Origin of the sequence: Streptomyces sp. CB02261 (assembly GCF_001905665.1) — a bacterium.
GTDB lineage: Bacteria > Actinomycetota > Actinomycetes > Streptomycetales > Streptomycetaceae > Streptomyces.
On the sequence record NZ_LIVX01000015.1, the window covers coordinates 1 to 12,312 of the forward strand.

Below are 12,312 nucleotides of genomic sequence, written 5' to 3' on the forward strand. Positions count from 1 at the left end.
TTCTGAAGTAACGACTGTGTCTATCTCCGGTTGTTAACTTCATAGAGTTTCGGTGGTCATAGCGTTAGGGAAACGCCCGGTTACATTCCGAACCCGGAAGCTAAGCCTTTCAGCGCCGATGGTACTGCAGGGGGGACCCTGTGGGAGAGTAGGACGCCGCCGAACAATCATTGTGGGAAAGCCCCGCACCTTATGGTGCGGGGCTTTTCTGCGTTTGGGGGCCTTTTCAGGCCGGCGTCACCAGCTGGGTGTCGTAGGCCAGGATCACCGCTTGGACGCGGTCGCGGGCGCCGGTCTTGGCGAGGATGCGGCCCACGTGGGTCTTCACCGTGGATTCCGCCAGGTGCAGGCGTTCGGCGATCTCGGTGTTCGTCCAGCCCTGGCCGATGACCGTGAGGATCTCGCGTTCCCGGTCGGTCAGGGAGGTGAGGCGGGGGTCCTCCGCGTGCGGGGCCGTCGTCGCGCCTGTCGTCGGCGGCAGGTGGTGGATGTAGGCGTCCAGGAGACGGCGGGTGAGACTCGGGGCCACCACCGCGTCGCCGCCGGCGACCGCGCGGATGCCCGCGAGGAGCTCCTCCGGCTGGGCGTCCTTCACCAGGAAGCCGCTGGCGCCGGCACGCAGGCCCTCGTACGCGTACTCGTCCAGGTCGAAGGTGGTGACGATGAGGATCCGGGTGCGGGCGCCCGTGGCGATGATGCGGCGGGTGGCTTCGATGCCGTCCAGGCCGGGCATCCGGATGTCCATCAGGACCACGTCCGGGTGGAAGCGGTCGACCAGGCGGATCGCTTCGGCGCCGTTCGACGCCTCGCCGACGACGCTCATGTCGTCCTGGCTCTCCAACAGCATGCGGAAGCCGAAGCGTTGCATCGGCTGGTCGTCCGCGATGAGAACGGTCGTCACGAGGGGGAGTCCTCCCGGGGAAGTCGGAGTCGGACGGCCCAGCCGCCGGTCGGCAGGGGGCCGCAGTCGAGAGTGCCGTCGTAGAGGGCCGCGCGTTCGCGCATGCCCAGGAGGCCCTGCCCCTGGCCGGGGGGAGGGAGTTCCGTCGCCGTTCCGGTGTCGGTGACGTCCACGCGTACCTCCGCTGGGGTGTACGTGAGGACGACGGCCGCCCTCACCCCCGCGCCGGCGTGCTTCAGCGTGTTCGTGAGGGCTTCCTGCACCACCCGGTAGACCGTCAGCTGGGCACCGGGGGCGAGAGGTTGGGCCATCGGTTCGTCACGGAGGTCGACGCGTACCGGCAGGCCGGCCTTCCGTACGCCGGTGATCAGGGCGTCCAGGTCGGCCAGGGTGGGCTGGGGGTCGCGTACCGCCGCCTCCTCGTCGTCGCGCAGGACGCCGAGGAGGCGGCGGAGTTCTCCGAGGGCCTCGCGGCTCGTCGTGGCGATGGCGTCGAGGGCCTGTGCGGCGCGCTCGGGGTTTCTGGCGGCCGCGTAACGGCCGCCGTCCGCGAGGCCGGTGATGACCGAGAGGTTGTGGCCGATGATGTCGTGCATCTCGCGGGCGATCCGGGTGCGTTCGGCCGCCGCCGCGAGGCGCACCTCCTGGTCGCGTTCGATCTCCAGGCGGCGGGCGCGGTCGACGAGGCCCTCCGTGTAGTCCCTGCGGGCGCGGACCGCGATGCCGAGGAGGGCGACCAGGGCGTACGCCCAGAGGGCGGGGATGACGCGCTGGTCCCATGCCTCCCGGGAGAAGCGCAGGGCTCCCGTCACGAGCGGCGGCACGAGCAGGGCCAGGCACCACAGGAGCGCGCGGGGCGGGCGGATCAGCGCGATGTGGAAGACAGGGAGCATCTGGAGGTACGAGGCCTGCAGGGAGGCGCCGGAGGCCTCGCTGACGAGCGCCGCGCAGGCCATGACGGTGAGGACCGCCGTGGGGTGCCGGCGGCGCCAGTAGAGGGGCAGGGCGAGGCCGAGGCTGAGGACGGTCACGAACCAGGTGGGCAGGGACGGGTTCTGGGCGGTGGTCCGCCAGCCGCCCGCCGCGTCCACGAGGGCCGCCACCGTCCAGAGGAGCGTCAGGGTGGCGTCCCACGGCCAGGGGTGTCGGTCGTCGAAGGCCCGGAGGCGGTCGAGCAGGCGCTGGACGTGCCTGCTCAGGCCGGTCTGCCCTGCCGTGTGCGGCGGCTCCTGCGTGGTCATCCCGTCATCATCCTCATACGTCCCGGCCCCTGAGCAACAGGGCGGGGACGGCGAGGGCGGCGGCCGCCCAGAGGAGCAGGGCGAGCAGGGCGGTGCCGGGGGAGGCGGCGCCCGGCAGCGGGGTCGCGGAGCCGAGGGCGCCGACCGCCTGGGTGGGGAAGTACCGGACGGCGGTGTCCATCGCCTCGTACGGGAGCATCCCGAGGATCTCTGGGACGATCAGGACCCCGCCGACGAACGCGCCGATCGCGCCCGGGACCGAGCGGAGGGTCGCGCCGAGTCCGAGGGCGAGGACGCCGAGGAGGGTGACTCCGGCGGCGTTGCCCGCGAGGGCGGCGAGGACGCCGTCGTCGGTGAGGGAGGCGGCCTGGTCGGTGTCGGAGAGGAAGAGCTGGGCGGCGAGGAAGGTCAGCAGGGCGGTGGCGAAGGAGAGCGCGAAGACGGTGGCGGTGTAGACCGTTGCCTTGGCCCACAGGACGGGGAGGCGGCGGGGGACGGCGGTGAGGGAGGCGCGGATCATGCCGGTCGCGTACTCGCCCGCCGTGACCAGGATGCCGAGGACGGCGAGTGCGACGCCGCCGAGCTGGGAGCCGTAGAGGGAGAGGACGACGGTGTCGACGTCGGAGTCTCCGCCGTCGGAGGTGTAGGTGGCGCCCATCAGGATGCCGACGCCGAGCACGAAGGCGACGGCGGTGAGGACGGTGATCCAGGTGGAGCGGACGGTCCACAGCTTGTGCCACTCGGAGCGGAGGACGCGCGCGTGCGTGAGGGCCGGGGTGGTCCGGGCGGTCAGGGTGGTCATGCGGGGGCTCCCTGGTATTCGACGGAGTCGTGGGTGAGGGCCATGAACGCCTGCTCCAGGGAGGCCGCCTGGGGGGTGAGTTCGTGGAGGGGGAGGCCGTGGGCGGCGGCGGTGCGGCCGATCTCGGGGGCGTCGCGGCCGGTGACGAGGAGGGTGTCGGGGGCTTCGACGGTGATGCCGGCGCCGGGCAGGAGGGTGCGCAGCCGGTCCGCCTCGGGGGTGACGACCTTCACGGTGGTGCCGCCGGAGGTGCGTACGAGGTCGTCGACGGTGGTGTCGGCGAGGAGCCTGCCCTTGCCGATGACGATGAGGTGGTCGGTGGTGAGGGCCATCTCGCTCATGAGGTGGGACGAGACGAGGACGGTACGGCCCTCGGCGGCCAGGGACCTGAGGAGGGTGCGGATCCAGAGGACGCCCTCGGGGTCGAGGCCGTTGACCGGTTCGTCGAGGATGACGGTGGCGGGGTCGCCGAGGAGGGCGGCGGCGATGCCGAGGCGCTGGCCCATGCCGAGGGAGAAGCCCTTGACGCGTTTCCCGGCGACGTGGGTGAGGCCGGTGAGGGCGAGGACCCGTTCCACGCGCGCGCGGGGGATGCCGTGGGTGTGGGCGAGGGCCATGAGGTGGTGGTGGGCGGAGCGGCCCGGGTGCACCGAGCGGGCTTCGAGGAGGGCGCCGACCTGGGTGAGGGGCGCGCGGTGGGAGGCGTACGGGCGGCCGCCGATGGTGGCGTGGCCGCGGGTGGGGGCGTCGAGGCCGAGGAGCATGCGGAGGGTGGTGGACTTCCCGGCGCCGTTGGGGCCGAGGAAGCCGGTGACGGCGCCGGGGCGGACGGTGAAGCTGAGGTCCTGGACGACGGTGGTGGACCCGTACCGCTTGGTGAGGTTCTCTGCTCGGATCATGCTTCGACGCTAGGGAGCCGGCGGGGGCGGGACGTCCGACCGGGGGCGGGTGCCGGGGCGCGGGCGTCGTACCGGGGTACCACGGCGATGAATTGCGTTGTCAGGGTGGTGGTGCCGTGGGGAGGATCGGCCGCATGGACTATTCGATTCGTGTCATCCGCGCCGACGAGTGGGAGCGGGCCCGGGAGCTCCGGCTGACGGCGCTGCGGGACCCGGTCGCGCATCTCGCGTTCCTCGACACGTACGAGGCGGCGGTGGAGCGGCCGGACTCGTTCTGGCGGGAGCGGACCGAGGGGGCTTCGGAGAGCGGCGACGGGCGGGTGCGCCAGTTCGTCGCGGAGGCGCCGGACGGGCAGTGGGTGGGAACGGTGTCGGTGCTGGTGGAGCGGGCCGGGGCCGAGTCGCTCTTCGGGGACGTCCCCGAGGTCGAACAGACCCATGTCGTCGGGGTGTTCGTACGGGACGAGGCGCGCGGCGCCGGGGTGATCGACGCTCTGTTCGAGGCGGCGGCGGAGTGGTCCTGGTCGCTGGCGGAGCCGCGGATCGGGCGGGCGCGGCTGTATGTGCACGCGGAGAACGGCCGGGCCCAGGCGGTGTACCGGCGTCTCGGATACGTGCCGACCGGCGTACGGGCCGCGCTGCACGGGAGCGCGGACGCGCACGAGCTGGAGTTCGAGCTGCTGCGGCCTGCTTGAGGGCCTGGGCTTGAGGACGTGGGCTCGGGGACCTGGACGGCAGTCGCCGGTCGGGGTTCAGGTGCTGGGCGCCGGTTCGGGGCGCAGAGGGGTGTGGGCGGGGGCCGGTGCGTGGCGGCCGGCGAGGCGGCAGCCGAGGCAGTCGGGGTGGCCGTCGCGGGCGGTGATGTCGCGTACCCGCCAGTCCCACTGGGCGGCCGGGCGGGGGCCGGAGGGCTTGCCCCAGCCGGCCAGGTGCAGGCCCCAGGTCGTGGCGGCCGCGAGGGCGGCCAGGGCGGCGCCGAGCCACAGGGCCCAGGTTCTGTCCAGGCAGATCCCGGCTCCGGTGACGGCGCCGGCGAGCCCGGCGAGGGTGGTTCCGGTCCATCCGGCCAGGGTGTGGCCGAGGTCGACGTCGCCGTGGGCGCTCATGGATGCTCCGTCGGGGTTTGCGGGCAGGCAGGATGAAGGCATCAGCACGCGGGTTTATCTCACGAGCTAAGTAACTTAGATGCTAAGGAGTCTCTGCGTGCAGGGCAAGAGCCGCCCCCCGGCCACCGCCGGCGAGGCGATCCAGCGGATGGACGCGTACGTGGCCCTGGGGCTCGTCGGGCAGCAGGAGGTCGCGCAGGCGCTCGGCCTCAACGTGACCGACCTGACCTGTCTCGGGCATGTGCTCGGCGCGGGCGAGGAGCCCCTGTCGGCCGGGGACCTGGCCGCGCGCGCCAACCTCACCACGGGCGCCGTGACCGGCGTGCTCAACCGCCTGGAGAAGGCCGGGTACGCCCACCGCGTCCCCGACCCCGCCGACCGCCGCCGGGTACGTGTCGTCGCCGACCCGGCGGCGGCCGCCCGGGTCATCGCGCTCTACCAGCCGTTCTACGCCCGCCTGGAGGAGGTCTTCGCCCGCTACACCCCGGAGGAGACCGCCGTGATCGCCGACTGGTTCACCCACGCCGCCGAGGCCGCCCGCGCCCACCTCGACTCCCTCCGCGCCCGCGCCCTCTGATCGGGCGGAGCTTTCCGGGCACCCCCTAGCGGCTGAGGGAGGTCTCCGGCCAGCGGGTGCGTGCCTGTTCGGCGGAGCGCATCAGCGCGAGCGTCGGGAGGCCCTGGTCGTGGCCGGTGGCGAGGAGCTGCGGGAGCTGGGGGAGCGGCGCCACGGCGGCGACGTCGTCGAGGACGAGCGTCAGTGGTGGGTCGAGCCGACCGTCGGATGACCGTGCGGCCATGCGGCGGCCGTGCTCGACCACGCTTGCGGCGAGCGCCGTCAGGAGCGGCATCGCGCCGGGGTGGGTGCGGGGATCCTCGATCGGTTCCCCCACCACGTAGAGGGTGCCCCCTTCGGGCAGGAAAGATGCCAGCGCCAGCGAATCCGTTCGATTCGGGGTGCAGGCCTCGCGGATGTGGACCGATGAGAGCGAGGCGAGGGCACGGGCCGTCAGTTCCTGTGCCAGGCGGCGGCTTTCCGGGTGCGCGGTCAGCGCCGATTCGAGAAGTCCCGCGTGGCCGGAGGCCGCCTTGGGGTGGCTGCGGAGGATCCGTACCGGCTCGTGGGCGCCGGTTCCCTGCGCCCAGCGGTGGACCTGGCGGAACGGGCGGCCGTCGACGGCGGCGGCGTGCAGCCAGCAACGCAGGAGCGTTTCCGCGGTATCGGCGGTAGCCGCGTCGAGACGCGAGTGCGGGCGTACGGGGGCGAGCAGGGCGACGGCCCGCTCGGCGGCCACGGCCGGGTCCTCGCAGTGCTCGGACGGCGACCAGTGGAGCCGCGCGGGCGTGTCGCAGAGGTGGCCGGGGTCGTGCACGAGGACCGGACCGAGCTTGCCGCGGGCGTCCTTCGTGGCGGACCAGACGGCGGGGTCGGAGGTGACGACCAGGACCGGGCCCTCGGCGTCCTGGATCGCCTGGACGGCGACGGGGCGGCGGGCGTCCGGGAGGCCGTAGAACGTGCGGGTCGTGGGGCCGGGGGTGGGGTGCGCGGCGGTGACGGGGGCGGGCCCGACCGGGGCGGGGGCGGGCGGTGCGAGGGCGACGGTGGCGGGTGGGGCCGGGGCCGGGACGGCGGGGGTGGGTGCGGGTGCGTACGGCGGGGTGGGTGCCACCGGGGCGGTCGTCGGGGTCGTTGGGGTCGGCGTGGTCGGTGCCACCGGGGCGGTCGGTGCAGGCGCCGCGGCTGGGACGGGTGCGGTCGCGGGCGGGGCCGGTTCGGGTGTCGTCGGGCCGGCGGGGGGCGGGACGCTGGAGTGTGCCGCCGGCGCGGCCGGTTCCTTCCGTACCGGAGCGGCCGCGGCGTGACCGTACGCCCCCGACTTCCGGTTCGCCCTGACCGCTCGCCAGCGGGCCAGCGTGCCGAGCGCGAAGACCGCGAGGACGAGCAGGATCATCGCCTCGCCGATCAACAGGCCCCAGAACAGCCCGTACCCCGAGAGCTGGCCCGGCGGGGTGGCGGGCCAGGCCGCCGGGAGGTCGGTCGGGGCGGTCACCAGGGAGCGCAGGGCGGACGGTGTGCCCGTGAGGGTGATGCCGTCCGGCCAGGCGCCGTGGGAGAGGAGGCCGGCGAGGCCGGTCGCCGTCCACACCAGGACCGTGAGGCAGAGGAGGAGGCCGAACAGGCTGAGCAGCAGCCCGTCGGAGACTCCCCCCTCCTTGCGTGCCGCCTCCATCTACGCCACCGTCGACTGGGACGTGCCGTTCAGCTGCTGCTCGACGAGGATCGCCCGTTGCTCGGTCTCCCACTCCAGTTCCGGGTCGACGGCCGAGGCCTCGGTCATGGCGCGGTCCGTGTAGACCAGCGGGCGTTCCTTCTCGGTGATGAGGTGCTTGACCACCTGCACGTTGCCGTTGACGTCCCAGACCGCGATGCCCGGGGTGAGGGTCGGGATGATCTCGACCGCCCAGCGGGGCAGGCCGAGGACCCGGCCCGTGTTGCGTGCCTCGTCGGCCTTCTGGGCGTAGATGGTCCGTGTGGAGGCCATCTTGAGGATCGCCGCGGCCTCCTTGGCGGCCGCTCCGTCGACGACGTCGGAGAGGTGGTGGACGACGGCCACGAAGGACAGGCCGAGGCGCCGGCCGAACTTGAGCAGCCGCTGGAACAGCTGCGCCACGAACGGGCTGTTGATGATGTGCCAGGCCTCCTCGACGAGGAAGATGCGCTTCTTCCGGTCGGGGCGGATCCAGGTGTGCTCCAGCCACACGCCGACGATCGCCATGAGGATCGGCATGGCGATGGAGTTGCGGTCGATGTGGGAGAGGTCGAAGACGATCAGGGGCGCGTCGAGGTCGATGCCGACGGTCGTCGGGCCGTCGAACATGCCCCGCAGGTCGCCGTCGACGAGCCGGTCGAGGACGAGGGCGACGTCCAGGCCCCAGGCCCGTACATCGTCTATGTCGACGTTCATCGCCTCGGCCGACTCCGCCTCCGGGTGGCGGAGCCGCTCCACGATGTCGGTGAGGATCGGCTGCCGGTCGGTGGTGTGCTCGGTGACGTGGGCGTGGGCGACCTTGAGCGCGAAGCCGGAGCGCTCGTCGAGGCCGTGGCCCATCGCCACCTCGATGATCGTGCGGAGCAGGGCGAGCTGCCCGGTCGTGGTGATCGACGGGTCGAGCGGGTTGAGGCGGATCCCCGAGTCGTTGGCGACCATCGGGTCCAGGCGGATGGGGGTTATCCCCAACTCCTGCGCGATGAGGTTCCATTCGCCGACGCCGTCCTCGCCCTGGGCGTCGAGGACGACGACCTGCCGGTCCCGGAAGCGGAGCTGGCGGAGCACGTACGTCTTCTCCAGCGCCGACTTGCCGTTGCCGGACTCGCCGAGGACCAGCCAGTGCGGGGCGGGGAGCTGCTGCCCGTACAGCTGGAAGGGGTCGTAGATGTAGCCCTTGCCGCTGTAGACCTCGCGGCCGATGATGACGCCGGAGTCGCCGAGGCCGGGAGCGGCGGTCGGCAGATAGACGGCCTGGGCCTGCCCGGTGGAGGTGCGGACGGGCAGCCGGGTCGTCTCCACCTTCCCGAAGAGGAAGGAGGTGAAGGCTTCGGTGAGGACGGACAGCGGATCTCGCATGGGTCTGTGCCCCTTCGGCCCTAGCGGCGGATGCCGGTCGCGAACGGCAGGGTGTTCACAAAGGCCCGGTGGTGCTCGCGGTCGCACCACTCCAGCTTCAGATACGACTTGCCGGCGGAGGCCCTGATCGTGCGCTTGTCCCGGGCCAGGGCCTCGGGTGAACGCGACGACACCGTGATGTACCCGACGAGGTTCACTCCGGCCGCGCCGCTGGCGAGATCTTCACCCCGCTGGTCGAGCCGGCCGTGGGCGGCGATGTCGCGCGGGTCGACCGTGCGGTTCATCTTCGCGGCGCGGCTGGCGTCGGCCTCGTCGTTGGTCTTCTCGGTGAGCATCCGCTCGATGGCGACCTCGGTGGGCTCCAGGTCCATGGTCACGGCGACCGTGCGGATCACGTCCGGGGTGTGGACGAGGAGAGGGGCGAGGAAGTTGACGCCGACGGGGGTCATCGGCCACTCCTTCACCCAGGCCGTGGCGTGGCACCAGGGGGCGCGGGTGGAGGACTCGCGGGTCTTGGCCTGGAGGTACGTCGGCTCCATGGCGTCGAGCTCGGCCGGCCAAGCGTTTCGTTTCGTCATGGCCTGGATGTGGTCGATGGGGTGGTCCGGGTCGTACATGGAGTGCACGAGGGAGGCGAGGCGGGACTGGCCGAGGGGCTGGCGGACGCGGATGTCGGCCTCGGCGAGCCGGGCGCAGATGTCGGTGAGCTCGCGGGCCATGACGACGGCGAGGCCGGCGTCGCGGTCGAGCTTGCGGGCGCCGGAGGCGTGCTTGGCGGCGCGGGCCATGGCGTTGGCCTCGGCGGCGAGTTCGCGCGTGTAGTGCATGCAGGCGACGAGGTAGGCGCGGTGCTGCTCGCTGGAGGTGGAGACCATGGACTGGAGCTGGTCGTACGACTCCATGAGCCACGCGGGCGCGTGGGGGTCACCGCGCTGGGCGACGTCCTTGGCGTGGGCGTCGGGGTCGGCGGGGAGGGTGCGCGCCAGCATCTGGAGGCGGGTCACGAAGCCGTCGCCGTTGGCGACGTGCTTGAGGAGGGTGCCGAAGCGGTCGACCAGGGCCTCCTGGTCCTCGCTGTCGCGCAGGCCGACGCCGGGGCCCTCGATCTCGATGGCGGCGGTGACCGTGCGGCGGTCGGCGTGCAGGAGGACGGCGATCTCGTCGGGGCCGAAGGGGGCGGCGAGCCAGCCGACGCGGCCGATGCCGGGCGGCGGACCGACCTCGACCTCGCGGCCGTCGAGGCGGGTGCCGGCCTCGGCGACGACGGAACGGTAGGCGGTGCCGCGCTTGAGCATCCGCTTGTAGCTGCGGTTGATCTCGAACCACTTGTAGAAGGTGCGGTGCTTGTACGGGAGGTACACGGCGGCGATGGCGAGCATCGGCAGGCCGGCGAGGAGCGCGATCCGCAGGGGGAGGAGGGGGACGAGGAGTCCGCTCATCATGCCGAGGAAGGCGCCGACGATGATCAGGGCGATCTCGCCGGTCTCGCGGTTCTTGCCGACGATCGCGTTCGGCCGGGCACGGCCGACGAGATACGTACGGCGGGGCGCGACCGGCTGGGACTGGGTCGTCAACGCCCTGCACCTCCAGAGTTCTTGCGGTTGCTGTGCGGGGTGCCCGCGGTGGGGCTGCTGCTACGGGGCGGGGGCGGGGGAGTCGCACCGCCGGCGCCGCCGCTGCCGCCGCGGCTGCTGTGGGCGGCCATGCCGCCGGACACCGGGTTGGCGGGGCGGGGGGCCTGGGTGCCGCCGCCCTGGCCGCCGTCACCGCGGGCGCTGTGCGTCTTGATGCCCTGGGAGACGAGGGAGGCGGGGGAGGAGATGACGGCTGCGGCCGCGTTCTCGCCGGCGCGGTGGAGGCGGTTGTTGCGGGAGGCGGCGATCTCGTCGCCGAAGCCGGGGACGAAGCGGTAGATCATCGCGGAGGCGAAGATCGCGAGCAGGATGATCGCGAGGCCGGAGACGACGGCGGAGAACGAGTCGGGGCCGGTGCCGGAGGAGAGGGCGCCCGCCAGGCCGAGGACGATCACGATGACCGGCTTGACCAGGATGACCGCGATCATGATGCCGGCCCAGCGGCGGACGTGGCCCCACATGTTCTTGTCGACGAGCCCGGAGTAGACGACGACGCCGAGGAGGGCGCCGACGTACAGCAGGACGGCGCGGAGGAACAGCTCCAGGTACAGGACGCCCGCCGCGAGGACGGTCACCAGGGACACGATGATCAGCATGATGGGGCCGCCACCGATGCTGTCGCCCTTCTGGAGGGCCTGCTTGAAGCTGCCGAAGAAGACGTCGGTCTGCTGGCCGGTGCCGGAGGCGATGACCTCGGTGACGGCGTCGGTGGCGTTGACGACGGTGTAGAGGATCAGCGGCGTGAAGGCGGAGGCCAGGACCGTCAGCCAGAGGAAGCCGATGGCTTCGGAGAGCGCGGTGGTGAGGGGGACGCCGCGGATGGCGCGCTTGGCGACGGCGAGGAGCCAGAGGAGGAGGGTGAGGAAGGTGGCGGCGGCGAAGACGATCGCGTACCGGCCGAGGAACTCCAGGTTGGTGAAGTCGACGTCGGCGGTCTCTTTGACGGCCTTGGAGAGGTAGTCGATGGTGGCGATGGCGGCGTCGGCGCATCCGCGGGCCAGGGATGTGAGGGGGTCCAGGGCGGATGCGGGGTCGTCGAGGGGCGTCCTGCCGGCTCCGCCGCCGGAGCCGGGACGGCCGTTGACGCAGTAGTCCCGTGCGGGGCCGGCGATCAGCGCGCAGGGGTCCTCGCTCGCGCTGGGCGCGGGCGTCGGGGTCGGTGTCGGGGCTGCCGAGGCCCGGGAGGCCAGCGAGAACACCGCGACCTGTGCCGCCACCAGGACGGACAGAGCGGTGCGGCCGTGGGTGCGTGCCCTAGCGGGCATAGGTGAACCCCCCGAACTCCTTGACCGCGTCCGCGATCTCCTCGGAACCGGAGACGGGGTTGTCTCCGTTGACGGGTGTGGGCCCCGTGCGCTGGGCGGTCGAGCGGACCTTCCAGTCGGTTCCGTCCCACGTGAGCTTGAGGCTGACGGTGAACCAGGCGTGGGTGACCGGCTTGGTCGAGGAAGCTCCCGTGAGGCCGAACATGCCGACGGACCAGACGTCGACCTCGGCGGCGTCGTCGGAGTAGCTCTTGACCTTCGAGCCGACCGGGATGGTCCGGCTGACGAAAGTCGCTCCGTCGGGAGCGTTTCCGTCGTTGTCGAGGCCGATCTGCTTCAAGAAGTCCTGGGAGTAGTCGGCGTCGAAGCCGGACTGGAGCGTTTCCAGGGTGCTCGCGTCCGCGATCGTGTCCACGATCTCGTGCCGCCGGGCGGCGTTGAACATCCCGTCGGAGCCCAGCGCCACCGCGTAGTTCGACGCCGCGCTCTGCGCTCCCTGTTCGTCGTGGGCGTAGCCCGTGGGGATCGCGCCGCTCTTGCCCGTCACCGGGCGGACGCCCGTCGCCGCCGTGGGGTCGGCGGCCGCCGCGCCCTTGCGGGGGGAGGCGTCCGGGGTGTCCGTGGCGTTGCCGTCGCCTCTGTTGGCGAAGGCGATGGCGGCGAGGAGGAGGACCACCACGCCGACGACCGTGATGAGGGAACGCGAGCTGCGGACGGGGCGGCGGGCGCCGCCGTAGACGTCGCCGCTGTTGCCTTCGGGCAGGCGGGTCCGGGTCTGGCCCGAGCCGCCCACGCCGCCGAAGCTGTCGTGCTCGTCACCGGGACTCATGCCGGGTAC

General features: G+C 72.5%; 12 protein-coding genes and 1 rRNA gene. 3 read left to right on the plus strand and 10 right to left on the minus strand.

Annotated elements, in window-relative coordinates; all coding sequences use genetic code 11:
* Positions 1-48 precede the first annotated feature (48 nt).
* Positions 49-165 (plus strand): 5S ribosomal RNA (rrf, locus tag AMK29_RS33910).
* A gap of 61 nt (positions 166-226) precedes the next feature.
* On the opposite strand, the gene AMK29_RS33915 is transcribed toward rrf, so the two are convergent.
* Genes AMK29_RS33915 through AMK29_RS33930 form a run of 4 tightly spaced genes read right to left on the minus strand, consistent with a single transcriptional unit; the run spans position 227 to position 3,843 of the window.
* On the minus strand, positions 227-901 hold the full coding sequence (locus tag AMK29_RS33915; RefSeq protein WP_073819926.1) for a response regulator: 675 nt from the start codon (positions 899-901) through the stop codon (positions 227-229).
* Entirely contained in the window at positions 898-2,142 is a 1,245-nt protein-coding gene (locus tag AMK29_RS33920; RefSeq protein WP_073819927.1) for a sensor histidine kinase, read from the minus strand. Before AMK29_RS33920 ends, AMK29_RS33915 begins: the two co-directional genes overlap by 4 nt.
* A gap of 13 nt (positions 2,143-2,155) precedes the next feature.
* Positions 2,156-2,944, minus strand: a complete 789-nt coding sequence (locus AMK29_RS33925) for an ABC transporter permease (protein ID WP_073819928.1) — start codon at positions 2,942-2,944, stop codon at positions 2,156-2,158.
* Positions 2,941-3,843: an ABC transporter ATP-binding protein gene (locus AMK29_RS33930; RefSeq protein ID WP_073819929.1), complete on the minus strand. Its 903-nt coding sequence runs from the start codon at positions 3,841-3,843 to the stop codon at positions 2,941-2,943. The genes AMK29_RS33925 and AMK29_RS33930 overlap by 4 nt, the downstream gene beginning before the upstream one ends.
* Positions 3,844-3,977: 134 nt before the next feature.
* Between AMK29_RS33930 and AMK29_RS33935 the strand changes: the two genes are divergently transcribed.
* Positions 3,978-4,538 (plus strand): GNAT family N-acetyltransferase, encoded by a 561-nt coding sequence (locus tag AMK29_RS33935; protein WP_073819930.1) that lies wholly within the window; start codon positions 3,978-3,980, stop codon positions 4,536-4,538.
* Positions 4,539-4,595: 57 nt separating this feature from the next.
* On the opposite strand, the gene AMK29_RS37730 is transcribed toward AMK29_RS33935, so the two are convergent.
* The gene (locus AMK29_RS37730) at positions 4,596-4,949 is read right to left on the minus strand and encodes an HGxxPAAW family protein (protein WP_073819931.1); all 354 of its coding nucleotides are present in this window, start codon (positions 4,947-4,949) and stop codon (positions 4,596-4,598) included.
* A gap of 97 nt (positions 4,950-5,046) precedes the next feature.
* Here AMK29_RS37730 and AMK29_RS33945 point away from each other — a divergent pair, with 97 nt between their 5' ends.
* Positions 5,047-5,526 (plus strand): MarR family transcriptional regulator, encoded by a 480-nt coding sequence (locus AMK29_RS33945; RefSeq protein ID WP_073819932.1) that lies wholly within the window; start codon positions 5,047-5,049, stop codon positions 5,524-5,526.
* Between the two features lie 25 nt (positions 5,527-5,551).
* Here the strand turns inward: AMK29_RS33945 and AMK29_RS33950 are convergent, their stop codons facing one another.
* From AMK29_RS33950 to AMK29_RS33970, 5 genes are read right to left on the minus strand one after another with little or no spacing between them, the layout of a single operon-like run.
* Complete coding sequence (locus AMK29_RS33950) at positions 5,552-7,180, minus strand: type IV secretory system conjugative DNA transfer family protein (protein ID WP_073819933.1); 1,629 nt, start codon at positions 7,178-7,180, stop codon at positions 5,552-5,554.
* A complete protein-coding gene (locus tag AMK29_RS33955) occupies positions 7,181-8,575 on the minus strand; it encodes an ATP-binding protein (RefSeq protein WP_073819934.1) in 1,395 nt (464 codons plus the stop codon).
* Positions 8,576-8,595: 20 nt separating this feature from the next.
* A complete protein-coding gene (locus AMK29_RS33960; protein WP_073819935.1) occupies positions 8,596-10,149 on the minus strand; it encodes an SCO6880 family protein in 1,554 nt (517 codons plus the stop codon).
* Complete coding sequence (locus AMK29_RS33965; protein WP_073819936.1) at positions 10,146-11,474, minus strand: hypothetical protein; 1,329 nt, start codon at positions 11,472-11,474, stop codon at positions 10,146-10,148. Before AMK29_RS33965 ends, AMK29_RS33960 begins: the two co-directional genes overlap by 4 nt.
* Positions 11,464-12,303 (minus strand): hypothetical protein, encoded by an 840-nt coding sequence (locus AMK29_RS33970; RefSeq protein ID WP_073819937.1) that lies wholly within the window; start codon positions 12,301-12,303, stop codon positions 11,464-11,466. Before AMK29_RS33970 ends, AMK29_RS33965 begins: the two co-directional genes overlap by 11 nt.
* Between the last annotated feature and the right edge of the window lie 9 nt (positions 12,304-12,312).

Excerpts from the sequence above, each read along its gene's own strand:
- AMK29_RS33920 (WP_073819927.1), bottom strand. The coding sequence starts at position 2,142 with ATGACCACGCAGGAGCCGCCGCACACGGCAGGGCAGACCGGCCTGAGC.
- AMK29_RS33925 (WP_073819928.1), bottom strand. The coding sequence starts at position 2,944 with ATGACCACCCTGACCGCCCGGACCACCCCGGCCCTCACGCACGCGCGC.
- AMK29_RS33930 (WP_073819929.1), bottom strand. The coding sequence starts at position 3,843 with ATGATCCGAGCAGAGAACCTCACCAAGCGGTACGGGTCCACCACCGTC.
- AMK29_RS33935 (WP_073819930.1), top strand. The coding sequence starts at position 3,978 with ATGGACTATTCGATTCGTGTCATCCGCGCCGACGAGTGGGAGCGGGCC.
- AMK29_RS37730 (WP_073819931.1), bottom strand. The coding sequence starts at position 4,949 with ATGAGCGCCCACGGCGACGTCGACCTCGGCCACACCCTGGCCGGATGG.
- AMK29_RS33950 (WP_073819933.1), bottom strand. The coding sequence starts at position 7,180 with ATGGAGGCGGCACGCAAGGAGGGGGGAGTCTCCGACGGGCTGCTGCTC.
- AMK29_RS33955 (WP_073819934.1), bottom strand. The coding sequence starts at position 8,575 with ATGCGAGATCCGCTGTCCGTCCTCACCGAAGCCTTCACCTCCTTCCTC.
- AMK29_RS33965 (WP_073819936.1), bottom strand. The coding sequence starts at position 11,474 with ATGCCCGCTAGGGCACGCACCCACGGCCGCACCGCTCTGTCCGTCCTG.
- AMK29_RS33970 (WP_073819937.1), bottom strand. The coding sequence starts at position 12,303 with ATGAGTCCCGGTGACGAGCACGACAGCTTCGGCGGCGTGGGCGGCTCG.